The sequence below is a fragment of the Halobacillus sp. Marseille-Q1614 genome, from assembly GCF_902809865.1.
Classification (GTDB): Bacteria; Bacillota; Bacilli; order Bacillales; family Halobacillaceae; genus Halobacillus_A.
Genome location: NZ_CADDWH010000001.1, coordinates 1492074 through 1516561, shown reverse-complemented (window position 1 = coordinate 1516561; position 24488 = coordinate 1492074). Strand labels below are relative to the sequence as shown.

Annotated in this window: 27 protein-coding genes; 22 read left to right on the top strand and 5 right to left on the bottom strand. The window is 42.8% G+C overall.

The window, feature by feature from the left end; genetic code table 11:
- Positions 1-37: 37 nt before the first annotated feature.
- Positions 38-406 carry a YugN family protein gene (locus HUS26_RS07615; protein ID WP_173916585.1) on the bottom strand — a complete coding sequence of 123 codons (369 nt, stop codon included), beginning with the start codon at positions 404-406 and terminating at the stop codon, positions 38-40.
- A 196-nt stretch (positions 407-602) separates the two neighbouring features.
- Between HUS26_RS07615 and HUS26_RS07610 the strand changes: the two genes are divergently transcribed.
- The 4 genes from HUS26_RS07610 (at position 603) to HUS26_RS07595 (ending at position 2568) form a co-directional block, all read left to right on the top strand.
- Complete coding sequence (locus tag HUS26_RS07610) at positions 603-1031, top strand: CBS domain-containing protein (protein ID WP_173916584.1); 429 nt, start codon at positions 603-605, stop codon at positions 1029-1031.
- A 99-nt stretch (positions 1032-1130) separates the two neighbouring features.
- Positions 1131-1529 (top strand): spore coat protein YlbD, encoded by a 399-nt coding sequence (gene ylbD / locus HUS26_RS07605; protein WP_173916583.1) that lies wholly within the window; start codon positions 1131-1133, stop codon positions 1527-1529.
- A 96-nt stretch (positions 1530-1625) separates the two neighbouring features.
- The gene (locus HUS26_RS07600) at positions 1626-2060 is read left to right on the top strand and encodes a YlbF family regulator (protein WP_173916582.1); all 435 of its coding nucleotides are present in this window, start codon (positions 1626-1628) and stop codon (positions 2058-2060) included.
- A gap of 232 nt (positions 2061-2292) precedes the next feature.
- Positions 2293-2568, top strand: a complete 276-nt coding sequence (locus HUS26_RS07595) for a YlbG family protein (RefSeq protein ID WP_173916581.1) — start codon at positions 2293-2295, stop codon at positions 2566-2568.
- Between the two features lie 33 nt (positions 2569-2601).
- Here HUS26_RS07595 and HUS26_RS07590 read toward each other — a convergent pair whose 3' ends face one another.
- Positions 2602-2991, bottom strand: a complete 390-nt coding sequence (locus HUS26_RS07590) for a methylthioribose kinase (RefSeq protein ID WP_173916580.1) — start codon at positions 2989-2991, stop codon at positions 2602-2604.
- A 575-nt stretch (positions 2992-3566) separates the two neighbouring features.
- Between HUS26_RS07590 and rsmD the strand changes: the two genes are divergently transcribed.
- Both rsmD and coaD read left to right on the top strand, forming a co-directional pair.
- The gene (gene rsmD / locus HUS26_RS07585; protein ID WP_173916579.1) at positions 3567-4115 is read left to right on the top strand and encodes a 16S rRNA (guanine(966)-N(2))-methyltransferase RsmD; all 549 of its coding nucleotides are present in this window, start codon (positions 3567-3569) and stop codon (positions 4113-4115) included.
- Positions 4116-4129: 14 nt separating this feature from the next.
- Positions 4130-4612 (top strand): pantetheine-phosphate adenylyltransferase, encoded by a 483-nt coding sequence (gene coaD, locus HUS26_RS07580; protein WP_173916578.1) that lies wholly within the window; start codon positions 4130-4132, stop codon positions 4610-4612.
- Between the two features lie 12 nt (positions 4613-4624).
- Here the strand turns inward: coaD and ylbJ are convergent, their stop codons facing one another.
- Positions 4625-5731 (bottom strand): sporulation integral membrane protein YlbJ, encoded by a 1107-nt coding sequence (ylbJ, locus tag HUS26_RS07575; RefSeq protein ID WP_371809564.1) that lies wholly within the window; start codon positions 5729-5731, stop codon positions 4625-4627.
- Between the two features lie 228 nt (positions 5732-5959).
- Here ylbJ and HUS26_RS07570 point away from each other — a divergent pair, with 228 nt between their 5' ends.
- Positions 5960-6748 (top strand): patatin-like phospholipase family protein, encoded by a 789-nt coding sequence (locus HUS26_RS07570; protein WP_173916577.1) that lies wholly within the window; start codon positions 5960-5962, stop codon positions 6746-6748.
- A gap of 6 nt (positions 6749-6754) precedes the next feature.
- Positions 6755-7783 (top strand): SepM family pheromone-processing serine protease, encoded by a 1029-nt coding sequence (locus tag HUS26_RS07565; RefSeq protein ID WP_173916576.1) that lies wholly within the window; start codon positions 6755-6757, stop codon positions 7781-7783.
- A gap of 474 nt (positions 7784-8257) precedes the next feature.
- Here the strand turns inward: HUS26_RS07565 and HUS26_RS07560 are convergent, their stop codons facing one another.
- Positions 8258-9475: a nucleotidyltransferase gene (locus HUS26_RS07560; RefSeq protein ID WP_173918776.1), complete on the bottom strand. Its 1218-nt coding sequence runs from the start codon at positions 9473-9475 to the stop codon at positions 8258-8260.
- Between the two features lie 184 nt (positions 9476-9659).
- Between HUS26_RS07560 and HUS26_RS07555 the strand changes: the two genes are divergently transcribed.
- The 4 genes from HUS26_RS07555 to HUS26_RS07540 all read left to right on the top strand — a co-directional run bounded on the left by HUS26_RS07555 (position 9660) and on the right by HUS26_RS07540 (position 11769).
- Positions 9660-10181 carry a DUF177 domain-containing protein gene (locus tag HUS26_RS07555; protein WP_173916575.1) on the top strand — a complete coding sequence of 174 codons (522 nt, stop codon included), beginning with the start codon at positions 9660-9662 and terminating at the stop codon, positions 10179-10181.
- Between the two features lie 43 nt (positions 10182-10224).
- On the top strand, positions 10225-10398 hold the full coding sequence (rpmF, locus tag HUS26_RS07550) for a 50S ribosomal protein L32 (protein ID WP_082234274.1): 174 nt from the start codon (positions 10225-10227) through the stop codon (positions 10396-10398).
- A 70-nt stretch (positions 10399-10468) separates the two neighbouring features.
- Positions 10469-11230, top strand: a complete 762-nt coding sequence (locus tag HUS26_RS07545) for an enoyl-CoA hydratase/isomerase family protein (RefSeq protein WP_173916574.1) — start codon at positions 10469-10471, stop codon at positions 11228-11230.
- Positions 11231-11292: 62 nt separating this feature from the next.
- Entirely contained in the window at positions 11293-11769 is a 477-nt protein-coding gene (locus tag HUS26_RS07540) for an RsfA family transcriptional regulator (protein WP_173916573.1), read from the top strand.
- Positions 11770-11815: 46 nt separating this feature from the next.
- Here HUS26_RS07540 and HUS26_RS07535 read toward each other — a convergent pair whose 3' ends face one another.
- Entirely contained in the window at positions 11816-12295 is a 480-nt protein-coding gene (locus HUS26_RS07535) for an N-acetyltransferase (RefSeq protein WP_173916572.1), read from the bottom strand.
- Between the two features lie 154 nt (positions 12296-12449).
- Between HUS26_RS07535 and HUS26_RS07530 the strand changes: the two genes are divergently transcribed.
- From HUS26_RS07530 to murF, 10 genes are all read left to right on the top strand, one after another.
- Positions 12450-13322 (top strand): ketopantoate reductase family protein, encoded by an 873-nt coding sequence (locus HUS26_RS07530; RefSeq protein ID WP_173916571.1) that lies wholly within the window; start codon positions 12450-12452, stop codon positions 13320-13322.
- Entirely contained in the window at positions 13319-13699 is a 381-nt protein-coding gene (locus tag HUS26_RS07525) for a DUF3397 domain-containing protein (protein ID WP_173916570.1), read from the top strand. The genes HUS26_RS07530 and HUS26_RS07525 overlap by 4 nt, the downstream gene beginning before the upstream one ends.
- An 85-nt stretch (positions 13700-13784) precedes the next feature.
- Complete coding sequence (gene bshC, locus HUS26_RS07520) at positions 13785-15410, top strand: bacillithiol biosynthesis cysteine-adding enzyme BshC (RefSeq protein ID WP_173916569.1); 1626 nt, start codon at positions 13785-13787, stop codon at positions 15408-15410.
- A 159-nt stretch (positions 15411-15569) separates the two neighbouring features.
- A complete protein-coding gene (gene mraZ, locus HUS26_RS07515) occupies positions 15570-16001 on the top strand; it encodes a division/cell wall cluster transcriptional repressor MraZ (RefSeq protein ID WP_173916568.1) in 432 nt (143 codons plus the stop codon).
- A gap of 23 nt (positions 16002-16024) precedes the next feature.
- Positions 16025-17002 (top strand): 16S rRNA (cytosine(1402)-N(4))-methyltransferase RsmH, encoded by a 978-nt coding sequence (gene rsmH, locus HUS26_RS07510; protein ID WP_173916567.1) that lies wholly within the window; start codon positions 16025-16027, stop codon positions 17000-17002.
- The gene (gene ftsL, locus HUS26_RS07505; RefSeq protein WP_173916566.1) at positions 16999-17367 is read left to right on the top strand and encodes a cell division protein FtsL; all 369 of its coding nucleotides are present in this window, start codon (positions 16999-17001) and stop codon (positions 17365-17367) included. Before rsmH ends, ftsL begins: the two co-directional genes overlap by 4 nt.
- A gap of 20 nt (positions 17368-17387) precedes the next feature.
- On the top strand, positions 17388-19520 hold the full coding sequence (locus tag HUS26_RS07500; protein WP_173916565.1) for a penicillin-binding transpeptidase domain-containing protein: 2133 nt from the start codon (positions 17388-17390) through the stop codon (positions 19518-19520).
- 86 nt (positions 19521-19606) lie between these two features.
- Positions 19607-21532, top strand: a complete 1926-nt coding sequence (locus HUS26_RS07495; RefSeq protein WP_173916564.1) for a stage V sporulation protein D — start codon at positions 19607-19609, stop codon at positions 21530-21532.
- Positions 21533-21616: 84 nt separating this feature from the next.
- Positions 21617-23092, top strand: coding sequence for a UDP-N-acetylmuramoyl-L-alanyl-D-glutamate--2,6-diaminopimelate ligase (locus HUS26_RS07490; RefSeq protein WP_173916563.1), 1476 nt, complete (start codon positions 21617-21619; stop codon positions 23090-23092).
- Entirely contained in the window at positions 23092-24450 is a 1359-nt protein-coding gene (gene murF, locus HUS26_RS07485) for a UDP-N-acetylmuramoyl-tripeptide--D-alanyl-D-alanine ligase (protein ID WP_371809563.1), read from the top strand. The genes HUS26_RS07490 and murF overlap by 1 nt, the downstream gene beginning before the upstream one ends.
- Positions 24451-24488 lie beyond the last annotated feature (38 nt).

The window sequence follows — 24488 nt, the reverse complement described above, 5'->3', positions numbered from 1 at the left end:
ACCCGCGGGGTGTGCGACCCTTTATTAAGTCGTTATTTTATGACTTTTGATATTGAGCAACGGCTTCCTTTACCTTTTTGACAGCGTTTGTAGCTCTTTCAATCAAGCCGGAACTGAACTCTTCCTGTTCCCCGTATTCTACACCGTGCGGGTAATAGTGTTTTCCAAGTAGTGGAGGAAGCAGCTGGACGACAGCATTCCCTCTGTCTACGTCTCCTTCGAGAGCATACCCTTGAATACGGATGTAATACGTGATGTTTTTCTCCGGTGAATCAATTTTGTAATCATACGTTACTCGTTCGTAGTCCCAGGATCCTCCGAGGATAAATCCGTTACTTTCCATAATATGAGTCAACGGTTTTAAGTCTACGATGACCTGTTCAATTCCTGTGCCTTCTAATTTCATTTCTTCCACCTCACAAAAATTATGTAGCTTTGTTCCAAAGTAGTAAGTAAATACGGCTGGCAAAGGATTGGCAGCTTCTTCAAAAAGCTCTCAATCGTGACTTCATTATACTATAAATAACATCTCGATGCATGGTTTAAATTAAAGAAGTAGGGGACACTAACAATTGATCTTTGAACTATAAGGAGGATAAAAAATGAAAAAAGTAAGAGACGTTATGACAACTGATGTTTCTGTGTGCCAAACGAGCAGTACTTTATATGAAGCCGCTTCTTTAATGAAGCAGCAAAATGTAGGAGCTATTCCGATTTGTGATGAGAATGGCCAGCTGCAGGGAATGGTAACTGACCGTGATTTAGTAATCAGAGGTTATGCGAACAGCAGTCCAGATTCTACCACTGTTCAACAGGTCATGAGTGATCATGTATTTCAGGTGACTCCAGATACAACTTTAGAAGAAGCCAGCCAGATTATGGCTCAGCATCAGGTTCGCCGTCTGCCTGTCATTGAGAATGGAAAGCTGGCCGGGATTGTTTCCCTTGGCGACCTTTCTTTAGATGAAAAGTCAGATCAGGCAGCTGGAGTTGCATTACACGAAATCTCAGAACGCCCAGAGCTTCATTAATTTTAAAAGGTGCCCGCTATCAGGGCGCCTTTTTACATATGAACATTGCTCTTAATAGTGCATAGGCTATAGTGTAGAATCCATAGCGAGGTGTCAGTTATGAGCGAGCACATATTGCATCCAAGTGTTCAGAAGTTCAAGCAGTTTGTGGATCAGAATCCAAAGGTAAAGGAACAAATCAGAAAAGACCATACTCTCATGCAAAAGTATTACGAGCAATGGATGATTCTTGGGGAAGATGATTCGTTTTGGGAAACAGGGGAAGCTGAAGAGAGCCGCAGTTTGCAAAAAGAGGAAGGATCATCGCTTTCTAAAAAAGAATGGATGAAGCAGTTTGGGGAGTTAATGAAAGAAATCAACTGGGAAGATGTCTCTAAACACATAGACGAATTAAACGGTGCCATCGATCAGATTCAGCAGCTGATTACGAATATGCAAAGGCAAAATCAAAAACAAAACTACGACAGAAGCCACCCCATGAATTATCCTTACTATTAGGATTGCGTTAAGAGACCATAACCTTCGGACAGGATGAAGCAGGAATTTTCATTCTGTCCGTTCATTTGGTATGATGGAGGTGGAGGTGAACGTACCATGTTGGCAACAATGGAGATTGTCGATTTGTTAGATCGATCAGAAGCCTTAGGGCAGATGATTATGGATTCTGAGGTCATGGATCATTACAAAAAAATGAAAAATGAATTGGAATCAGATAAAGAAGCTCAATCGTTAATACGTAACTTTATGAATATAAAAGATCAGTATGAAGATGTTCAAAGGTTTGGGCGTTATCATCCTGATTATAATAATATAATGAAAAAAGTACGCACCGTAAAGCGGGAAATGGACATGCATGAAAAAGTCGTGCAGTTTAAGAAAGCCGAACGTGAAATCCAGCGGCTTCTCGATGAAGTCAGCCAGAGTGTAGCCTTTAGTGTCAGCGAGCAGATTAAGGTTCCTCGAAACGGAATGGTATTTGATTCCGGCTGCGGGTGTGGCAGCGGCGGAGGCTGCGGATGCGCATCCTAAAGTACAAGCCCTCTTTTTTAATAGATAAATGAGAGGGCTTTTTCTTTTGGCTGATTTAAGATGGGCAGGCAGGATAAGTGAGCAGGCTTGCGTTCTCAGAAAACAGATTTTATTACTTTTGATTTAAAATTAAAAGTGAAGATTAAACGGGGCGTATGAATAAGAAAATGTTTGCTGTTTATGGAGCAGTTTGGTAGAATGTCGGTAAACATCTATAAAAGTAGGGAATATTATGAGAACTAAACGTCAAGGTCTTATTGTTTATTTTCAGCATATGAAAAATATCCGGCAAATTAAAAAGCATGGACATTTAATCCACGCTTCCAAAAAGCAAAAGTATGCCTTGCTGTATGTAGACCAGGATGAAGTAGAGTTTAAAATGGATAAGCTTGAGCGTCTTCCTTTTGTTTCTCGTGTGCTCCCTTCACATAAGCCTGAGATCCGGACAGAATATGAAAATGCAAAACCAGATAAGGCAAAGCAGTATGATTATAAAATGGGAATATAAAAAAAGGAGTCTGTGCAAACAGACTCCTTTTTTTTAGCTTAACGGCCTCAGTATTTTATTTGTTCTTAAAATGCCTATTAAATAATTGAAATATAGTTCGGTTTCCGGAAAAGTGGAAGAAGGTTTAACGGTAAATTCAACAACTGATTTTCCGGCTTCTTCTGCCGTTTCTTTAAACATGGTAAAGCGCTTATTCTGCTTCTCGTGAGGGTTAGGGATGCCTTCACGGCAAATGTAAATCGGCTGGAATTTCTGCTCGGAAGTCGGCTTCATGATGAATGCCAGAGATGCGGAAGGCTGCCCATTTTTTTCGCAGTAAAACGCCAGGGCCTGCTCGATCCTTTCAGGCATCTGTCTGCCTAATTCCACTAGCTCATATATGTCTGTGTATCCTTCACCGAGTTCAATAAATTTTTGTCTCATCTGCAGTGCCTCCGTTTCATTCGTCTGTTTTTAACTTTAGCACTAATGATATGAATTGAAAACAATTTAACAAAAACTTACTAAACAAATATACACATAACTATATTATGGTAAACTAAGATTTTTTTCTGCTGATAAAAGGGAATTTATTCCCTTTCTGTGCCCGCTAAATGTGGGCCGTAAGTGGTTCTGATGTGCCGAAGTTTATCGCACTTCCTCTTTTTTCAGAACCTCCTCGCTCGTGACTACTTTGAGGAGGATGAATCATCGTTTTCTAAGCAGGAGTCTCACTAATTACTTAAAAAGTCCAAGACTACAAAAAAATAGGGCTGTCCTATTTAGGGACAGCCCTTCTTTTTGCTTAAATGACGATAAGCAAAAAGTAAAGGGAGAGGAGAAACCGGTCGAAGAACTTATGGGGAGATAAGTCTTCACCGTTTCCAGAAGCAAATGTCCTGCTTCTATACTACATTATGACCAAATGGAAAATATTTATACGGGTTAATTTGAAAAGTTTCCCCTAAGGTTGATTTATGGTAGGATAATTGTGAATAAAAGAGAGGGGGGACTCCCTTATGAGAGTAATTGCTGGTGAGCACAAAGGCCGGGCGCTTAAACCCGTCCCCAACCATAAGACAAGACCGACGACCGATAAAGTAAAGGAATCCGTCTTTCATATGATCGGGCCGTTTTTTGAAGGCGGAGCGGCGCTTGATTTGTTTGCCGGAAGCGGCGGTCTTGGCATTGAGGCACTCAGCCGTGGAGTCGATACCTGCGTGTTTGTCGATCAGCAGCCAAAAGCGATTCAAGTCATTAATGAAAATTTAAGAACGCTTAGGCTTGAAGAGCGGGCGGAAGTTTTTCGTACGGATGCCTTAAGGGCAATAAAAGCCGCGGGTAAACGAGGATTAACGTTTCACTACATATTTCTGGATCCGCCCTATAAAAAATTTTCCTACGAAGAATTAATGGAACAAATCCTTGACCATCAGCTGCTGGAAGAAGGCGGCACGATCGTTTGTGAACATGATGCTTCTGAAGAAGTTCCTGAGGAAGTACGCCGTCTGCAATTAATAAAATCAGAGAAATATGGAAGTAATATTGGAGTGTCCATATTTCAATAAAAGGAGTACGTACAATGACTAAATTAGCTATATGTCCAGGCAGTTTTGATCCAGTTACTTATGGACATTTAGATATTATTCGAAGAGGAGCCAAAGTATTTGACCATGTGACGGTAGCTGTTTTTAATAATCAGAGTAAGTCACCATTGTTTGATGTTAATGAACGAGTTGCCCTTCTAGAAGGTGTAACCCAAGATCTTAAAAACGTATCCGTAGACGCCTGTGACGGGCTGTTAATGGAATATGCCGAGCAGAAGGGAGCCCAGGCGATCATCCGTGGCTTGCGGGCGGTTAGTGATTTTGAATATGAAATGCAGATTACCTCGATGAACCGGAAGTTAAATGAACAGATAGAAACGTTTTTTGTCATGACGAACAATCAGTATTCCTTCCTCAGCTCAAGTATCGTAAAAGAAGTGGCAAAATATCAAGCTAACATTTCAGATTTAGTCCCACCTTCAGTCGAGGAAGGCTTAAAAAAGAAATACAACCGATAAAAAGCAGTCTTATTAATAAGACTGCTTTCTTTTTCTCCATAAAAATAGAACAGCTGTAAAAATACTGATTATGGTTACAAGGGGACCGAAACTTGTCATAAAATCCATATAGGTCTGTTTATAATACTCCGGCTGATACGAGACAGCAAGGGAATGTCCTGCTGCCGCGTCCGTCGTATAATAAAGAATTGTAACCAATAGACAGGCGGTCACCCCATGGAGAAGACGGGCCCATAAGTAAGGCATAAACCTGATATCCGTATCGGATAAAATACTTGCGATCTGCGCTTGAATCGAGAAGCCGTGAAAACCGAGCATAAAACTCACCAGCAAAATTTGTGTCAGTAACGGTGCGGTGGTGGAAGTTACGGCCCCAATCCCTGTAGTAAGCTCAAATATCCCGGAAATAATCGCCATGTGCAGCTGTTCATCTATATTTAATACTTTTAAGAAAAAGGATAAATAGTGGAACGTTACGCCTTCTCTTATCAATTGAGTCAGTACGGAAAAAAGCATGATAAATCCGCCGATTAAGAGCAGGGTTTGTACAGATTTTGTAACGGCTTCTCCGAGTAGATGGCCTAAAGGTCTTCCATCCTGAAGCCTGGCTTTATGTACTTCGAGGACAGCCTGTTTAATGGAGAATGAACGGGAAACAGATCTCGTCTGGTTATCCTTATACCCATAAAACCTCATGGCTATGCCGACCAAGATGCTTCCGCCATAATGGCCTGCGGCAAACAAAATACCTAATGAAGGATCCCCGAAAAAGCCTACCGCAACAGCACTCAAAATAAATAAAGGACTAGACGCATTTGTAAAAGAGACCAGTCTTTCGGCTTCCACCCGGGAAACTTGTCCAGAAAGCCGGAGTTCTCTCGTCCATTTTGCACCGGCGGGATAGCCGCTTGCCATTCCCATGATCCATACAAATCCACCCGACCCTGGAACGTTAAAAAGTGGACGCATTAATCGCTCAGACAGCATTCCCACACCATGGACAATGCCGAAACCAAACAATAGCTCAGCAATAATAAAAAAGGGGAGGAGCGAAGGAAAAACAATCGTCCACCAAAGCTCAAGCCCCTGCTTGCTGGCTTCTAAAGCTACACCCGGCATTTGAATGAGGGCGATGGTTATGAATAACGTAACTATGGATAATACGATCGTTTTTAGTAAGGCCAGCGTAATCCCCCCTTTATCGGCGGCTTGAATTCTGTACTTCTAAAATCATCCATAGTAAAATGGATGTGAAGCCTTCTTACTTAATGTTTATGTTAAGGCTCATAAGTGATGAGCAAAATCCATAAAATAAGTCATGACGTTTTTGCCGAGGAGAGATGTTGTATGAAACATCCGATTATCGGGCTGGCCCTTGGCTCAGGTGGTGCCCGGGGATTTGCTCATTTAGGCGTTCTGAAGGTGCTAAAAGAGAAAAATATACCAATTGACTTAATAGCAGGGAGCAGTATGGGAGCGCTCGTAGGTTCTTTTTATGCCTCCGGCCAGCGAATGGAAGACATGTATAAACTCGCTTTCACCTTTAAACGGAAATACTACCTTGATTTTACTGTTCCTAAAATGGGATTCATTCAGGGGCGTAGAATTAAGGAGTATATCCGTTTATTTACTTTTGGCAAAAGGATTGAGGAGTTCTCCGTTCCAATGTCAATCGTAGCTACTGATTTAGCCGCAGGAAAGAAAAAGATCTTTACGGAAGGACCGGCATGTGAGGCCGTTCGAGCCAGCATTGCGATTCCGGGGATCTTTGTTCCCGAAAAGATTAACGGCAGGCTGTATATTGACGGTGGAGTGATCGACAGAGTTCCAGTGTCTGTGGCGAGGCAGATGGGAGCGGACATAATAATAGCTGTTGACTGTTCCCATATTGAAGGCGAGCCTGCCATTCATTCGATTTATGATGTTATCATACAGAGCATTGATATTATGCAGGATGAATTAGTCTCAGTTTCCGGTGTGTCCGCTGATACTGATTTTATGATTCGTCCTGATGTATCAAAATTCAGCTCAAGAGCTTTTACAGAAATAAAGGATATTGTAAAAGCTGGGGAAGAGGCGGCCGAAGAAAAAATAGACAGCATTCTGGCCAAGATTAGAGATTGGAAGGGGTCCTAACGACAAATGAAAGCGAACAAAAGAATAATCATCACAGGGATCATTACGATTTTAATCGTAGCTTTTATCGGTGCCTATCGATTACCCTACTATATTTATAAACCAGGGACGGCTGATGCCTTGGACCCTTTTGTGGAAATTGACGGATCATATGAAAGTGATGGGGATATGCATTTAGTCACGGTCCGCGGGGGACAGGCAACTCCGCTGCAGTGGCTGCTGGCTCAAGTGAGACCTTACCATGAGATACTGCCTTTAGAAGAAGTGCGTCCACAGGGAATTTCAGAAGAGGATTATTTTCACGCCCAGCTGCAGTTAATGGAATCTTCACAGGAAGCGGCGAAAGTCGTTGCATATGAGGCAGCCGGAAGGGACATTACTGTCGATTACAATGGTGTGTTTGTGGTCAACGTACTAGACGGGATGCCTGCTGAAGAACAGCTTCAGTCGGGGGACGAAATTTTAAAAGCAAATGATCAGGCTGTTGAAGAATCGAGTGATCTCGTGAACTATGTTGAGAGTTTAAATGAGGGTGACGAAGTGAATCTTACCATTAAGCGGGATGATGAAACCTTAACCAAAACCATTAAAGTCTCACCTTTTCCAGACCAGCCGGACAAAGTTGGTGTAGGAATATCTTTAGTAACAGACCGTGCCGTTGAGGTAAATCCGGAAGCTAAAATTAAGAGCGGTGATATCGGCGGACCGAGTGCCGGATTGATGTTCTCCCTTGAAATGTTTGACCAGCTGACAGAACAAGATTACAGCAAAGGTTATGAAATTGCCGGCACAGGTGAAATAGATTATGAAGGAAACGTAGGGAGAATCGGAGGAATTAATAAAAAAGTAGTAGCTGCTGACAAAGATGGCTGCGATATTTTCTTTGCTCCCAATGAAAATGGAACCGAGAACTCCAATTATGAAGTGGCTAAAAAAGCCGCAGAAGATATCGGGACGGAAATGAAGGTTGTTCCTGTAGATACGTTTCAGGATGCGGTGGATTATTTAGAAAAGCTTCCTGAGAAAAGTGCATAAAAGAATCTTTTCTTGGTATAGGAAGCAGCACGGATACCTCTCGATTTTTCACAGAAGAACACCCGAGACTTCTTTCTAAAACCGGCTGCTGGGTCTCGGATCGTTTGAATTTGAGAAATAGTAAAAAATAAAAAAGAAGCCTTTGTAAGGCTTCTTTTTTATTCAGGCTGTCGAGAAAGTTCGAGACCAGACGCTGAAGACAGCTGCCTGCCAGAACATGAAAAAGATTACCCTCCATCTATCTAGAGTGAGCCAGGTGGAGGAGAGTCTTTTTCTGTGTTAAGAAATTTCCAAGGAGCGAGGACCCTTCCACTCCTGCGGAAGAACGAGTGAGCCGAGATCGCCGAGCGTGTGTTTTGCGAGGAAGCTCGGGCGCTCGTCCGCGGAAAGGGAAGGGTCCTTCGCTCCTGGCGGCAAGAAAAAAAGCTTGCGGAAAACAAAGGGTTTCTCTACAAGCTGAGAAGCCCTTCTTTTTTATTTCATGACACGCACTGGCGGTCCGTATTCCTGAGTAGAAAGCAGGGTTCTTTTGTCAGGTGCAAGCGGGCTGTAATAGGCGGCGGTCGCTCTTTTCTCAATCTCAAGCAGGCGGTTGTGCCCGAGCTGCTGGGGCTGCGTGAACAGCGGGCGGTCGAAATGTTTCTTCTTCCTGCTTAAATAGGTCTGGCCCGTTTTGCTCATACCCAGCACACGAATGTAAGGAAGCGGCTGCTCAAGCAGGCTGTCGGCTTCTTCCTTTAAGAGGCCGGTGAGAATATGGGCGCACGTCCTTTGAAGGCGTGTCCAAGTATATCGCTTCGTCTTAATACGTTCCATAAATTCTTTAAAGGTTAAAGAAGAAGCAGCAAATTCTTTTAACCGGTATTCGATCCCTTCGTCTACTCCATGAAATTGATTTAGCTGATCGTATGTTAACGTAGATAATTTATAGTACAGCAGGGTAAAATATAATTCCCAATTATGCCATAAACCCGACTGGTCATAATAATGGGAAAGCTGCTTTTTTGTACTTTCAGGTGTAGCGGAGCTGACGGCGTTATTAATTTCGCCTGCTTCAAACAACTGCTTTCGTAAGCTTGTCGCACTCGCCATTCTCCCTGAAATCTCTTCCTGATGATACTGGCTTTCTTTTCGCTTAATGGTTAATGGTTCAATCTCAGGAAAATTAGTCAACATCTGCTTGACGTAACTATAGCCTAAAATGTTATTCGGTGAAGAAAAATCGATTGCTTCTTCTGTTAATCCAATGGCCTTCTGAGCTTTACGGGCAGCGTTTGGAAAAGATAAACCTTCGCTTAAAGCTTTCTTTAATTCTGATTGGTACGTTTTGGAATGTTTATGTAATTGCTGATATGCACTGATAAACGGGTGAATTGTTCCCTGCTCACTTCCAAAGCAGATCGAATCAACACCAGCAGCCCCAAGAAGCTCAACAGCCCCTTTACTGAAATAGTCGCTGTGCTGCACGGCATATAGGTAAGGAAGTTCGATGACGAGATCAACTCCCGATTGCAGTGCTGCTTTGGCTCTATGCCATTTATCAATGATGGCCGGTTCTCCGCGCTGAAGAAACTGACCGCTCATCACGGCGATTATGCAGTCCGCGTTTGAAAGCTTTTGGCTTTCTTCGATATGATAACGGTGGCCGTTATGAAAAGGATTATATTCAACAATGATCCCACAGGCTTTCATCACCTATTCCCTCCTGTCTATTTAAGTATTAACTTAATTTTACCATGTCAAGCGTGGATAGTTGAGATTGTAGTAAAACTTTATTAGAATATAAGTACTGGCAATTATTAAGGTGTAAAGAAAAAATATTGACAAATCATCAAAATCCTTTTACAATAACTCTTGTTGCCATGAGGTGATAACAATGAAATTTCCTCTACAAAAGCTTAATCAATCAGGTGAAAAGCCGTTTGAATTTGAAGATGATGTAGACATTCACGAATTAGAGGATATGAATAATGATATCCGTAAAATCACGCCCGTACATGTTCACGGCCAAGCTGTAAAGCATGGAGACGATATTAATGTGACGTTTACAGTGGAAGGCGAAATGATTCTTCCCTGCGCCCGCACATTAGTAGATGTTCCATATCCTTTTCAGATAGAGGCTCAGGAACATTTTAATGCATCCTCTTACTATGAGGAAGAAGATGAAAGTGAAATTCATCCCATTCATGGAGAAGTGCTTGACTTAACCCCTTATATCAAGGAAAATGTAATATTAGAGGTTCCAACTCGTGTATTTTCTGATGATGATAAGGCTCAGGAGCAGGCTCTTACAGAAGGTAAGGGATGGCAAGTGGTAAGTGAGGAAGCGGATGAAAAGAAAATCGATCCTCGAATGGCTAAATTGCAATCATTATTAAATGAAGAAAATGACGATTAAGGAAATATCACTTTCCTCTCGTAGATAAAAGGAGGTGTAGAACATGGCAGTACCAAAGCGTAGAACATCAAAAAAGGTTAAAAACCAACGTCGTACTCATAAAAAATTACACGTACCTGGAATGGTAGAATGCTCAAACTGTGGCGAGTATTTCAAACCTCACCATGTTTGCAAATCTTGTGGACACTATAATGGAAAAGAAGTAGTTTCCCAGTAACTATCCGGGTAGAAAGAGTCTGAAGCTGATTCAGGCTCTTTTTTTTATATAAAAAAGGAGAAAATCAATCATGGGACAAATTTTAGTAGATATCAAAAGGGATGGGTTAGCTTCCATTACGTTAAACCGGCCGGATAAATTGAATGCGGTTTCAAAGGGGATGACGAGGGAATTATCCGCTGCTTTACGATCGCTAGAAAAAAGAAATGATCTTAAATGCCTTGTTATAACCGGCAGCGGCAGCCGGGCTTTTTGCGCAGGAGGAGACTTAAATGAACTTCACGGCGGCTTAAGTGAAAAAGAGGCTTATCAAGTGCTGAAGCCGATGGGAGACGTTTTATACCAGCTGGCCGTCTTCCCGCTTCCGACGATTGCCTTATTAAATGGACAGGCAAGAGGAGGAGGGTGTGAACTCGCTACAGCCTGCGACTTCCGCTATGGTGTAAGGGGCAGTGCCTATGGATTTGTACAAGGGAAACTCGGCATCACTCCCGGATGGGGCGGTGGCGAGCTGCTGTATCAAAGAATCAGGCCGGAGCATGCGGCGCATTGGTTAATAGACTCACAAATGTATAGTGCCGAAAAGGCTCATCATATAGGCTGGCTGAATAAAATCGGAACCCGTGAAGAATTGGAGAAAGCGGCGGCTCCATTTTTAGAAAAAACTTATGATCAGCTCCACTGGTTCAAAAAACAATACTTACAAAAACTATCTGTGAAAAAACTCGAAGCACGAATAGAAGAGGAAGTAACCAATTGTGCAAAGCTATGGGAGTCCAAAGAGCATATAGAGGCTGTAAGAAATTTTATGAATTCAAGAAAAAAATCTTAAATCATAGTCTATCAATCTCCTCGTTTGCATAACTATAAGCAAACCATAGAGGAGGGGTTATGATGGATGCTCCAAGGCAAGATGCTTGGAAAGACGAGGAAGATAAACTCTTAGCGCATACAGTGCTTCAATACATCCGGGAGGGTCATACGCAATTAGAAGCATTCCAGGAAGTTGCCCGCCGGCTCAACCGTACACCGGCTGCCTGCGGCTTTAGATGGAATGCAACTGTACGCAAGCGCTACCAGAATGAAATTAAGGAAGCGAAGCAGCAGAGAACGACACAAAAGGCCGTGTTAGGAGCTGCTGCCCCCGCACCTGCGAACTCATCCATTTCTCTTGATGATGCAATCCTATTTTTAAAAGAAATGAAGCAGCAGACTTCCCAGCATGATCAGGAACAGCTGCAAGCGAGATTATATCAGTTGAATGAAGAGAATGTACGCCTGAAGAATCAAATCAAGCAGTGGGAAGAAGCTTGGACAGAGATAGATAAGCTCACCAATTGGGTAAAAGACAGGTACCAAAGTTCTTCCTAATGAAAAAAGGCCCTACAAAATTGTAGAGGCCTTGTGTTATTTTGACTTATACTTCTCGTTCTTCCACACCGCTTGGAAGCCAGATCAGCGGGTTCTCTCCTAAGTCTCTTTCCATATCGTAATTGGCATGAGAAAAGCCCATTTTCTCCCAGAACGTGGCTGATTTAACTCTTGGGTTGGTTTTAATAGGCATTTTAAAGTTTTTCGCGAAATCAACCAGAGCCTTTCCGTAACCTTGCCCCTGGTAATCCGGAAGAACTTCGAGTTTCCACAGCTCCAGATAATCCTGCGGTGGATTGAAATAGTGATCATATTTCTTGGAAACCTTATAAAGGCTCATTCGTGCTACTAAAGCGTTTCCAAAATAAATACCGAAGAACGGTGATTCGCTGTCGTTCTCTACGATATTACTTTCTAAGTCTTCAAGCATTGCTAACTCCTGATGTCCATATTCTTTAAAACGTTTAAACTCTTCTAATGTTTTATAATTTACTAAAAGAGGCTGGACTTTTAATTTTGTAGGCATACTCAAGATTCCCCTTTCCAATATCTCTCTGCTTTCATTATAATATAAAAATATTCAGAATGAAACGAACAATTAGCTAAATGCGAATTTGTCTCCACTAAGGCTTGCAAAGTCTGCTACAATAAATTTAAAATACAAACCTGGAGGAGATCTTGTGAAAGTCGGCATTCTAGGGGGAGGCTCCATAGGTTTACTCATCGCATCTTATTTAAATAAAGAACATGACGTAACATTGTATGTGCGTACCTCTGAACAAAAAGAACAAATTAATATTGAAGGCATTACTTGCGATACCCGCCATTCATACATAACGGCCTGCTTAAGTGAAGAAATACATAAAACGGCTTGCGACGTAATGATCATAACGGTTAAACAATATCATCTTAAAGAAGCAATCGTGCACATACCTGTGAATATCCCGCTTCTTTTTCTCCAAAATGGGATGACTCATCTCTCCCTGCTTGAGAGCATCGAGAATCCATGTGCTGTCGGAGTTGTCGAGCACGGTGCTTTAAAGACAGACCTTAACAAGGTCAGTCATACTGGAAAAGGGTCGATTCATATGGCTGCTTTTAAAGGGGCGGTCAATCTTAACGAGTGGCAGCAAAGGCTCACACTGAAGGAGTTTCCTTTTTTTGTGCAAAAAAACTATCACTCCATGCTGGCTGAGAAGCTGATCATTAATACGGTGATCAATCCGTTAACAGCTATTTTTCGGGTGAAAAATGCTCAAGTAATTGAGAACTCTCATATTAAGCATCTGGCCCGCCGACTTTGTGCGGAAGCTTCCCTGGCACTGGATCTTAAAGAGAGTGAACAGTGGGTAAGGGTAAAAAGAATTGCCGAAAATACAGGGAAAAATCGTTCGTCTATGTACAAAGATATTGAAAATGGAAGCAAAACGGAAGTTGAGGCGATTTGCGGCTATATATTACATCTGCTCAAAGAACAGGCCCCTTTCCATAAATTCGTGTTAGAATCGATCAGGGCCCTTGAAGAAAAAAATCGAAAAGGAGAGCGCTTATGAGTCAATTCTTTATTTATACGGTCGCTTTTATCGTTACTGCTCCCTTATTCTTTTTGTTTATCCTATATTTCTTTTCCAGGAAACTTTACCGGAACAAGCGTAAAGCCGTTCGTCAGACGACACAGCTTATGGTTCCTATTCTCATCCTCGCGGTTCATGTGCTGTTTGTCGTTTTATTTGGGAAAAATTACTTCCCGTGGATTGTCGTCTTTCTCTTAGGACTGCTCGCTTTTGCCATGATTATTCAATATAAAATTCATGAAGAAGTCCTCATATTCAAGGCGTTTAAAAGTTTCTTAAGACTGAGCTTTTTATTTTTTACTCTCGCTTACGTCGGACTTACCTTATACGGTATTATTGACCGTTTATTCTTATAACAAACAGATTAGGTGAACTTCGAGTAAGATTTATGTAAAATACATAATGGTACATATCAACCTATGTATAGAAGGAGAAGTTCACATGCGAATCGAACCTATGAGTTTACCGGATGTTCATTCATTCGTTTCCGACTATAAAAATAACTATCATAAAGTAAAAAATAAATTTAATTATAATCCTTTTAAAGAGGATGAATGGAAGAAGAGGCTCGAGGAAGTTCAGCGTCGTGAGTATCAGAGAAAAGAGCTGGTAGACGTGCTTACAGAGGAGAACGACCGCTGGGGAGCTTCTGAGCAGACCTTCCATAATATAAAAAAGCTGGGCGACAGGGAAACGACGGCGGTCGTAGCCGGCCAGCAGGCGGGTTTATTGACGGGCCCTCTATACACGGTGAATAAAATTATTTCTGTTTTGCAGCTTGCGAAGAAGAAAGAGAAGCAGCTCGGTGTTTCTGTCGTTCCGATCTTCTGGATCGCGGGAGAAGATCACGACTTTGCAGAGATCAACCATATTTATCAAGAGAAAGATGGCCAGCCTAAAAAGTATCAAGTGAACACTCAATTAAATGAGAAGCTTTCGGTTTCTGACCTTCCTTTTGAGAAGCCGGTTTTGTTCAACTGGCTGTCTGAAGTTTTTGCGGGGCTTCCTGAGACCGAACATACGAATGATCTTTTTAGACAGCTTGAAGAAATGATCGAAGAGTCAGGCAGCTACACAGAATTCTTTGCTAAAATCATTCATGAATTGTTTAAAGAAAGCGGCCTTATTTTAATGGATGCCCACAGCCGGAAAATTCGTGAACTTGAATCCTCGTATTTTAAAACGCTGCTTCAAAAAAATCATGAAATTGGCGAAGGGGTCCATGACGCCTTACAGGATCATCAGAAACGGGGGTATCCCGTTCCTTTAGACAGTGAGGTGGAGGATGCGCACTTATTCTATCACCATCAGCAGGAGCGCGTGCTTTTAACGAAGCGCCCTGATGGCACTTTTTCAGGTAAAAGAGATGAGCTGACCCTGACGTATGAAGAACTTTACAAAACGGCAGAAGATATGCCATGGCTGTTAAGCAATAATGTTGTTTCACGGCCGGTCATGCAGGAACTTCTCCTGCCTGTCCTCGCGTTTATTGGCGGTCCGGGTGAAATTAACTACTGGTCTGTATTAAAGCCGGCATTTGAAGCAGCAGAAGTGAAAATGCCTCCTGTGGTGCCGCGTCTTTCCTTTACACTGGCTGACCGGAAAACGGTCCAGCTGCTCAGAGAATACCGTCTTAATAGTAGTGAAGTGATTAAGCATGGAGCGGGCCATTTGAAACTGAACTGGCTGGCTTCAAAGAGTGCTCCGCCGATTGAGCAGCTCGTAAGCCAAGTGAACGATGAAATGCATCGGCTGCACTCTCCTTTAAGGGAGAAGGCATCGGAAATCTCTCCGGATATCGAGGCGCTTGCAAAGAAGAACTGGGAGTATATTGAAAGCTCTCTGGAGTTTCTAAGAAAACGGATGGTTCAGTCGATCGAAGACCGCTATCAGCACGAACTCGATGGATTTGACCACCTTCAGTTATCACTTCGTCCAAACGGAAGCCTTCAGGAAAGAGTGTGGAATATTCTGCCGTGGATCAATCGATATGGTCTGGATCTATTTTTAAGAATTAATCAAGAGGAGCTGGATGAAAATAAGGGGCACTACTTTATTGAGTTATAGATTCCCTCCACATCTCACCACTTTAAAATATATTATAAAAAACCTTCATAATCCTGCCTTTGACGGCAGGATTTTTTTACCTTCTATCGAATTATTAAAAATGAGTGGAGAAAAGTGGGGCGTTGTGGTAGTCTGAAAATAGAAAGTGGGGAAGACTATATGTTCATGGGCGAATTTCAACATAACATTGATACAAAAGGCCGGATTATTGTCCCATCAAAATTCCGCGATGAACTTCAAGACGGCTTCGTGCTGACGAGAGGTTTAGATCAATGTATATTCGCCTATCCTATGAGTGAGTGGAAATTATTGGAGGAAAAGCTGAAGAAATTACCGCTTACTAAAAAAGATGCCCGTGCATTTACCCGCTTTTTCTTATCAGGGGCCGTGGAATGTGAAGTGGACAAACAGGGACGTGTCAATATCCCTCCACCTCTTCGAAACCATGCTTCTTTGGAAAAGGAATGTGTAGTTATTGGGGTTTCCAATCGGATTGAGTTTTGGAGCAAGGAACTATGGGAGGCTTACTTTGAGGAATCAGAGGAGTCTTTCGCTGAAATTGCTGAGAATATGTTAGATTTTGATATTTGATAGATAGAGAAACGAGTGAGATTATGTTTGAACATTACAGTGTCCTAAAAACTGAAACCATTAAGCAATTACATATAAAGCCTAATGGAATTTATGTAGATTGCACGTTAGGAGGGGGAGGCCACTCTGAGGCAATTGTATCTATGCTTAAAGACGGTCACTTAGTAGCTTTTGACCAGGATCTTAACGCATTAGAAGCAGCAAAAGAGAGATTAAAGCCTTTTGAAGGAAAAGTCACTTTTGTGCATGCCAACTTTAGACAGCTTGAGGAAAAGCTTGATGAACTAGGATTCGATCATATTGATGGAATTGTTTATGATCTAGGCGTATCCAGCCCGCAGCTCGATGTAGCAGAACGAGGGTTCAGCTACCATAACGATGCACCGCTGGATATGAGGATGAATCAGACAGAGGAGCTTTCGGCCTGGCACGTCATTAACGAGTGGTCTTACGAAGACTTAGTAAGGATCTTTTTTAAATACGGTGAAGAGAAGTTTTCTAAACAAATCGCAAGAAAGATTGAAGCGGCACGAAAGGATGGGCCGATTGAAACGACTGGAGAGCTTGTCGATCTCATTAAAGAAGGGATCCCGGCTCCGGCCAGAAGGAAAGGCGGCCATCCGGCGAAGAGGATCTTTCAGGCGATTAGAATTGCTGTAAATGATGAATTAGGGGCGTTTCAGGATACCCTTCATCAGGCGGCTAGAGTGATATCTATTGAAGGGCGTATAGCGGTCATTACGTTTCATTCTCTTGAAGACCGTTTATGCAAGCAGGCCTTTAAAAAGTGGAGCACGAACCCTCCGCTTCCAAAAAATATACCGGTTATCCCACAAGACAAGCAGCCGCCATTTAAATTAGTGACTCGCAAACCAATTGTTGCTCAAGAAGAGGAACTTGATGACAACCGTCGATCAAGGTCAGCGAAACTGCGGGTCGTAGAGAAAATAAAACCTTGGTCAGATTCTTTTATATATGAAGAAGGGTGGAAGCGTACGTGAGTATAGAGAGAGCGAGAAATTATCAGCAGCCAATTGAACAGCAGCAGCCAAAAAAACAAGTCAAAGTTAAAGTACAGAAAAAACAATGGGTCAGCACAGGGGAAAAAGCGCTGTATTCTTTGGCTACAGGAATCGTGATTGCTGCATCCGTATTTATGGTTAACTTCACGTCCACAACGGATACGCTGAATCGCGATATTCAAAAAATGGAGCAGAAAATTGATCAGCAGAAATCGGCGAATGAGAACCTTGCTTATGAAGCAAAAGAGTTAAGCAACCCTGACCGCATTCTTCAAATCGCTAAGGAAAACGGCTTAAAAATTCAAAACGCAGAGGTTAAGCAAGCAGGAATTATTGGAAATTAAAACTAGGTGGGTGAACCTTTATGAAGAGTTCTAATACACATAAAGGTGCCGCGATTCTGATAATAGGTTTCTCTGCGATATTTCTCATCATTGCCGGACGGTTTATTTATATCCAGTCCACTGCTGAAATCGAAGGGGTCAATTTAAACGAATGGGCAGAAGAAGTGAGAACCAGTTCATATTCCTTAGATGCCAAGCGAGGGAACATCTATGATAAGAACGGGATGGTGCTCGCATATGATCGTCCGACGTATAAGATGTATGCGATTGTCGACCCATCTTATTCACGATCTGAGGATGATCCGGCTCATGTGACTGACCCGGAAAAGACGGCTTCCGCTCTGGCACCTATCCTGGATATGGAACAATCTGAAATCGAAGAGCGGATTGTGGAAGCTCAGGAAGCCGGCAGATTCCAGGTGGAGTTTGGTAATAAGGGAAGAGAGCTTTCCCAGGATGTGAAGGATCAAATCGAAGCTCTTAAATTAAGCGGTATTAATTTTGATGAAGAAGCCAAGCGTTATTATCCTAACGGCACGTTTGCTTCCCATATAATCGGTTTTGCCCGGACAGAAGAAGGGCATATTACAGGAGTTACCGGGGTGGAGAAGCAAATGGAGGAATACCTGCGTGAGAAGAAAGGACAGATTTCTTACGAACGGGATAAATACGGATCGAAGCTTCTTAATCCAAATGAAGTGCTTACAGAACCGGACGATGGGGAAAATGTTCATCTGACGATTGACCAGAAGATTCAGACGTTCCTCGAAGATGCCATGGCTACGGTTGACGAGCAGTATGAACCGGAGAAAATTATGGCGGCTGTCCTGGACGCTGATACAGGACAAGTGCTTGCGCTCGGGAACCGTCCAAGCTATAACCCTAATGATTTGGGAGAAGTCCAAAACTGGTATAATGACATCATTTCCGATTCATTTGAGCCGGGTTCCACGATGAAAATGTTCACGTGGGCGGCAGCGATTGAAGAAGGGGTCTATAACGGCGATGCTTCTTTTAAATCCGGATCTTATGAAGTTTCCGGAACCAAGATTCATGACCATAAGCCGGAGGGCTGGGGAGAAATCACATATGATGAAGGGTTTGAAAGATCGTCAAACGTAGCAGCTTCTATCTTAGGCTATGAAAAGCTTGGTCCTGAAAAATTCAGAGACTATCTTTCTGAATTTCATTTGGATGAAAAGTCCGGTATTGACTTACCGGGTGAAGGTGCCGGTAAACTGCTGTATAAATATCCAATAGAAAAAGTTACAACGACATTTGGACAAGGGTCTACAACGACCCCGATGCAGCTGTTAACCGCCGCTACAGCTATCGCTAATGACGGAAAGATGATGCAGCCGTACACGCTGTCTAAAATCACTTCGAGCGAGACTGGAGAAATAATCAAAGAGAAAAAACCCGAAGTAATAGATGAACCTATTTCACCGGAAACCGCCAGCCGGATGAGGGATTTACTCAAGCGGGTTGTTTCCGGAGAACACGGCACTGGTAAACCTTTTGAATTAAGTGACTATTCTATGGGAGGGAAAACAGGCACCGCCCAGATTCCTAAAGAAGGCGGAGGATACTTAACTGGAAAAGAAAATCACATCTTCTCATTCTTAGGTATGGCTCCTGTCGAAGACCCAGAGCTTATTATGTATGTGGCTGTAAAACAGCCGAAATTAGATGTTACAGAAACAGGGTCTGAGCCTGTTTCTCATATTGTAAAATCTGTGATGGAAAACAGCCTGCACTACTTAAACATTAATCCGGACCAGAGCACCGATACGAAGGTGAAAGAGCTTGAAATGAAAGATTATGCAGGGAAAAAGACAGAAAAGGTTAAGAAAGAGCTTGAGGAAGAGTTCGACAACGTAACCGTAGTCGGTAAAGGGAAAGAAGTTGTAAAAACGATCCCTGAACCAGGTACGAAAGTGTTATCGGATCAGCGGATTATTGTCATCACTGATGAACCGGCAATGCCTGATATAACAGGGTGGTCATTAAGAGATGTGCAGAAGCTCGCTGAACATTTTGAACTTCAGGTGGAAACGATGGGCAATGGCTACGTCGTTAAGCAGAATCTTGAAAAAGGCTCAAAATTAAATAAAGGGGGCTACCTCGTAGTGGAGTTATCTCCACCGCAATAGCCCGTCAGACAAGCAGTGTTCTAATCGTTTTTCGATTGCATATAGTGATACAAGCTTACTCTATCGTACGTAAAGGAGTTATGGATATGAGGAGAGTATCACAGGTAATCGTCAGAAAACGGTTAGTCACTGTTTTTTTTGTAGGTTTTTTAATATTTCTCGTTATTGCTGGGCGGCTAGGATACGTGCAGTTTGTTTTAAGTGACTTTTTAGTAGAGAAAGCAGAAGAGTCGTGGGGCAGGGATATTACGTTTGAACCGGAACGAGGGAAAATATTAGATACAAATGGAGAGGTTCTGGTAGGAAACCAATCCGCTCCTACCGTTATGGTTGTGCCTCGTCAAATTAAAGATCCTGAAAAAACAGCAAAGAAGTTAGCGGATGTTCTTGAAATGAGCGTGGAAAAAGCCTATACCCATGTTACGAAGCAGGTATCGATCGAAAAGCTTCATCCTGAAGGCCGAAAAATCTCTGATGAGCAGGCGTACGCGATACAAATGTTGGACTTGCCTGGTGTTTATGTAGCCGAGGATTCGATTCGTTACTATCCTAACGGAGCGTTTCTTTCCCATGTGCTGGGTTTTAGCGGAATTGATAATCAGGGGCTGCTAGGTTTGGAAGCTTACTATGACGAAGAGTTAAAAGGAAAAGAAGGGGCATTGTCTTTCTTCTCTGACGCAAAAGGGAAGCGGATGCCGGATATGGCCGACACTTATACCCCTCCTGTAGATGGGAAGAACCTGCAGCTGACAATTGACCATAAAGTCCAGTCGATTGTAGAGAGAGAATTGGATATGGCTGTAGCTAAATACAATCCAGACGGGGTAATAGCGATTGCTGTTGATCCACAGACAGGAAAGGTAAAAGCGATGGCGTCACGCCCGAATTTCCACCCAAGTAATTATCAGGACGTGGAAGCTTCCGTATATAATAGAAATCTGCCGGTTTGGAGTACATATGAACCTGGTTCTACTTTCAAAATTATTACGTTAGCTGCCGCACTTGAAGAAGGGCTCGTGGATCTGCATGATGATCATTTTCATGATTCAGGTTCCGCTAAAGTAGGCGGAGCTACTTTACGCTGTTGGAAGCGTGGCGGGCACGGCAGCCAGACGTATCTTGAAGTTGTTCAGAACTCGTGTAACCCGGGGTTTGTGCAGCTTGGTGAAAGACTTGGAAAAGAACGATTATTTGAATATATAAATAAGTTTGGCTTTGGTCAGAAAACAGGTATTGATTTAGAAGGAGAAGGAAAAGGAATTCTGTTTAAGACAGAACAAGTCGGTCCTGTTGAGCAGGCAACCACCGCGTTTGGACAGGGGGTTTCCGTTACCCCTATCCAGCAGGTGATGGCTGTTGCCGCAGCGGTTAACGGCGGTAATTACTATGAGCCGTATGTACAGGAAGCGTGGCTTGATCCGATAAGCGGAGAAGTACTTGAGAAAAATGAACCAAAACTAGTAAAAAGAGTTATTTCTGAAGAAACCTCCAAAAAAGTAAGGGAGTCTCTCGAATCTGTAGTAGCGAAAGGAACAGGGAGAAGCGCCTATGTTGAAGGATACCGCGTCGGAGGGAAAACGGGGACAGCTCAAAAAGTCGGAGAAGACGGCCAGTATATGAAGAACAACCATATTGTATCTTTCATTGGGTTTGCACCGGCTGATGATCCGGAGCTTGTCGTTTATTTAGCGGTTGATAATCCAAAAGGCACCGTTCAATTTGGAGGTGTCGTAGCCGCTCCGATCGTAGGTGCGATTATGGAAGACAGCCTGCGTGCGATGGGGGTTAAAGAGAGAAAAGACGGCCTTGAGAAAGAATATGCATGGCCTGAGGAGCCGTTAGTGGAAGTACCTGATGTGACAGGAATGTCGAGAAAAGAAATTAAGGAGATGCTGACCAACCTGAAGGTAGAATCAAATGGAAAAGGAGATAAAGTCGTTTCACAAGCGCCAAAAGCAGGAACTAAAGTAAAAAGCGGTTCTGCTATCCGCCTGTATTTTAACGATAATTGACTTTTCTAAATTTAGGGTAAAACCATACACGATTTATTATTTTTGCTATAATGAGATAGAATGTAGACAGTTAGGATGGTATGAATGCAATTAACTAAGTTATTAGAATTAATACCTTATTACAAAACAAATCAAAATATAAATGATCTAGACATATCCGGAGTCTCCATGGACTCGAGATCGGTTTCTCTAGGGGATGTGTTCGTCTGTATCGTGGGGAGCGAATCAGACGGGCACGACTATGCCCCGGCCGCCATCGACCAGGGGGCTGCGGTCATTATAGCGGAGAAAGAATTAAATATTGATTTTCCTATTGTGTATGTAAATGATACGACGAAAGTGCTTGCGATGATTTCTGCGGCTTTTTATGACTTTCCTACACAAAAAGTTCATACCATTGGGGTTACAGGTACAAACGGTAAAACAACGATTACGTACCTGCTCGATGAAATTTTTTCACTGCAAAATGAGAAAACAGCAACAATTGGCACGATCCAAATGAGGATCGCAGGAAAATCCTATCCTGTGAAAAATACAACACCTGATGCTTTATCCTTACAGCGCAGCTTCCATCAAATGGTGAATAAGGGAGTAAGTACGGCCATTATGGAAGTTTCTTCACATGCGCTTGATCAGGGACGAGTGTACGGCTGTGACTTTGATGTGGCTGTTTTCACGAATTTAAGCCAGGATCACCTGGATTATCACAGCAATATGGAAGACTATCTTCGGGCTAAGTCCCTATTGTTCGCTCAGTTAGGAAATGGTTATAATATGGAGCGGGAGAAATTCGCAATTATTAATAAGGACTCACCGGTTGCTTCCACAATGATTCGTTCTACAGCAATGCCCGCTTTAACTTACGGCATCGAACAGCAGTCGGATATTATGGCAAAAGACATTTCCCTTCATGAAAAAGGCAGTTCCTTTACGTTGGTGACACCTGAAGGAGAAGTAAAGATTGACAGTCCATTAATGGGAATGTTCAGTGTTTATAACATGCTGGCTTCTGCTGGTGCTGCGATTGCTTCAGGTATTGAATTGTCCGTGATTCAAAAAGCCTTCAGCGAAACGAAAGGTGTCAAAGGCCGGTTCGAGCCGGTTAGTGAAGGACAGCCGTTCGGCGTAGTTGTGGATTATGCTCATACTCCCGACTCGCTGGAAAATGTTCTTAAAACGATGAAGGAATTCTGCAAAGGAAAAGTAAGGATCGTGGTTGGCTGCGGCGGTGACAGGGACCGCACGAAACGCCCGCTGATGGCAGATGTGGCCATGAAGTATTCGGACCATGTGGTATTTACATCTGACAATCCGAGAACGGAGGATCCAAATCTCATCCTTGAAGATATGACATCCCATCTAAACGGCGCATTTGATGTAGAAGCAGACAGGAAAAAAGCGATTGAAATAGCCTTATCCGCGGCACAAGCTGGAGATATGGTTCTCATCGCCGGAAAAGGCCATGAAACTTATCAGGAAATTCACGGAGTCCGTTACGACTTCGACGATTATGAAGTAGCGAAAGACATTTTACTGAAGGTTAAGGGGAGTCATTTATAATGTTTACAGTTCAAGAATTAGCGGCAATTTTCACCGATCATAGAGGAGCGGCGGATGCTGATATTCCTCTTCGTCAAGTGATGACAGATACGCGGAAAGAAAAAAAGCAGAGCTTATTCATTCCCCTGGCTGGTGAAAATTTTGATGCTCATTTGTTCTTAATGGATGCTATAAAAAACGGAGCGGTGGCAGCCCTGTGGCAGAAGGGCCGGGAGCTTCCTAAAGCTGTGCCGACCGAGTTCCCGGTTTTCTTTGTTGAGGATACTCTCCAGGCGTTACAGGAGACGTCCTCCTTTTATTTGAAAAAAGTAAACCCGGCGGTTATAGGGGTTACGGGGTCCAACGGGAAGACGACAACAAAAGATCTCGTTGCTTCGGTCCTACAAGTGAAATACCGCACACATAAAACAGCCGGCAATTTTAACAATCATATCGGACTGCCGTTAACAATTCTGGCTATGCCCGAGGATACCGAAGTCGCTGTATTGGAAATGGGAATGAGCCAGGCAGGAGAAATATCCCTGCTGTCCAACTTGGCTCGCCCTTCTTATGCGATCATTACGAATATTGGGGAATCCCATATTGAATACTTAGGCTCACGCGAAGGTATTGCGAAAGCAAAGCTTGAGATTCTCGACGGCTGGCAGGAAGGTGCTTTTATTTTTGATGGAGATGAAGAGCTTCTTAAAGAGTATCATCAAAAAACGAATGCCATCAGCTCAGGATTTAATTCAAGCTGCAGACAAGTGATTGAGAAAATCGATGAGCAGGATGATGACTGTTATTTCACAATTAACCAGATTCGTTATCATTTGCCGCTGTCTGGGAAGCATAACGTTAAGAATGCTTCTTATGCGATTGCTCTCGCTCTTAAGCTCGGCCTCACCACTGAAGAAATTCAGAAAGGCCTTAAGCAGCTTGAGCTCTCAGGCATGAGGTATGAAAAGCTTGAGGGAATGCATGGATCCCTTATTATTAATGACGCCTATAATGCATCACCTACCTCAATGAAAGCAGTTATTGAAGTGATTTTAAGGCTGAAGTCCAAGCAGCATAAAGTATTAGTCCTTGGAGATATGTTTGAGCTCGGCAGTTTTTCTGACCGGCTGCATGCCGGCGTAGCTTCTGCGATTACAGAGGATATTGATGCTGTCTATACGATAGGCGAACATGCCGCCAAAATTTCCGAAGCTGTACAAAAGTCACAGCCGGGAATTCAAAGCCGTCATTTTACCGATAAACAATCTTTAAGTGCTCAGGTGCAGTCTGATTTAACACCTGATACTGTCGTCTTAATTAAAGCTTCAAGAGGAATGAAGCTTGAAGAACTAATAAAAGATCTAATAGCTGATGATTAGGCGCTGACGACACATCGAAGGAGGAAGTTTCATTGAAC

What these genes read in the sequence shown, in the direction of transcription:
- HUS26_RS07615 (WP_173916585.1), bottom strand. Translation starts at nt 406, where the DNA reads ATGAAATTAGAAGGCACAGGAATTGAACAGGTCATCGTAGACTTAAAA.
- HUS26_RS07610 (WP_173916584.1), top strand. Translation starts at nt 603, where the DNA reads ATGAAAAAAGTAAGAGACGTTATGACAACTGATGTTTCTGTGTGCCAA.
- ylbD (WP_173916583.1), top strand. Translation starts at nt 1,131, where the DNA reads ATGAGCGAGCACATATTGCATCCAAGTGTTCAGAAGTTCAAGCAGTTT.
- HUS26_RS07600 (WP_173916582.1), top strand. Translation starts at nt 1,626, where the DNA reads ATGTTGGCAACAATGGAGATTGTCGATTTGTTAGATCGATCAGAAGCC.
- HUS26_RS07595 (WP_173916581.1), top strand. Translation starts at nt 2,293, where the DNA reads ATGAGAACTAAACGTCAAGGTCTTATTGTTTATTTTCAGCATATGAAA.
- HUS26_RS07590 (WP_173916580.1), bottom strand. Translation starts at nt 2,991, where the DNA reads ATGAGACAAAAATTTATTGAACTCGGTGAAGGATACACAGACATATAT.
- rsmD (WP_173916579.1), top strand. Translation starts at nt 3,567, where the DNA reads ATGAGAGTAATTGCTGGTGAGCACAAAGGCCGGGCGCTTAAACCCGTC.
- coaD (WP_173916578.1), top strand. Translation starts at nt 4,130, where the DNA reads ATGACTAAATTAGCTATATGTCCAGGCAGTTTTGATCCAGTTACTTAT.
- ylbJ (WP_371809564.1), bottom strand. Translation starts at nt 5,731, where the DNA reads ATGCCGGGTGTAGCTTTAGAAGCCAGCAAGCAGGGGCTTGAGCTTTGG.
- HUS26_RS07570 (WP_173916577.1), top strand. Translation starts at nt 5,960, where the DNA reads ATGAAACATCCGATTATCGGGCTGGCCCTTGGCTCAGGTGGTGCCCGG.
- HUS26_RS07565 (WP_173916576.1), top strand. Translation starts at nt 6,755, where the DNA reads ATGAAAGCGAACAAAAGAATAATCATCACAGGGATCATTACGATTTTA.
- HUS26_RS07560 (WP_173918776.1), bottom strand. Translation starts at nt 9,475, where the DNA reads ATGAAAGCCTGTGGGATCATTGTTGAATATAATCCTTTTCATAACGGC.
- HUS26_RS07555 (WP_173916575.1), top strand. Translation starts at nt 9,660, where the DNA reads ATGAAATTTCCTCTACAAAAGCTTAATCAATCAGGTGAAAAGCCGTTT.
- rpmF (WP_082234274.1), top strand. Translation starts at nt 10,225, where the DNA reads ATGGCAGTACCAAAGCGTAGAACATCAAAAAAGGTTAAAAACCAACGT.
- HUS26_RS07545 (WP_173916574.1), top strand. Translation starts at nt 10,469, where the DNA reads ATGGGACAAATTTTAGTAGATATCAAAAGGGATGGGTTAGCTTCCATT.
- HUS26_RS07540 (WP_173916573.1), top strand. Translation starts at nt 11,293, where the DNA reads ATGGATGCTCCAAGGCAAGATGCTTGGAAAGACGAGGAAGATAAACTC.
- HUS26_RS07535 (WP_173916572.1), bottom strand. Translation starts at nt 12,295, where the DNA reads ATGCCTACAAAATTAAAAGTCCAGCCTCTTTTAGTAAATTATAAAACA.
- HUS26_RS07525 (WP_173916570.1), top strand. Translation starts at nt 13,319, where the DNA reads ATGAGTCAATTCTTTATTTATACGGTCGCTTTTATCGTTACTGCTCCC.
- bshC (WP_173916569.1), top strand. Translation starts at nt 13,785, where the DNA reads ATGCGAATCGAACCTATGAGTTTACCGGATGTTCATTCATTCGTTTCC.
- mraZ (WP_173916568.1), top strand. Translation starts at nt 15,570, where the DNA reads ATGTTCATGGGCGAATTTCAACATAACATTGATACAAAAGGCCGGATT.
- rsmH (WP_173916567.1), top strand. Translation starts at nt 16,025, where the DNA reads ATGTTTGAACATTACAGTGTCCTAAAAACTGAAACCATTAAGCAATTA.
- HUS26_RS07500 (WP_173916565.1), top strand. Translation starts at nt 17,388, where the DNA reads ATGAAGAGTTCTAATACACATAAAGGTGCCGCGATTCTGATAATAGGT.
- HUS26_RS07495 (WP_173916564.1), top strand. Translation starts at nt 19,607, where the DNA reads ATGAGGAGAGTATCACAGGTAATCGTCAGAAAACGGTTAGTCACTGTT.
- HUS26_RS07490 (WP_173916563.1), top strand. Translation starts at nt 21,617, where the DNA reads ATGCAATTAACTAAGTTATTAGAATTAATACCTTATTACAAAACAAAT.
- murF (WP_371809563.1), top strand. Translation starts at nt 23,092, where the DNA reads ATGTTTACAGTTCAAGAATTAGCGGCAATTTTCACCGATCATAGAGGA.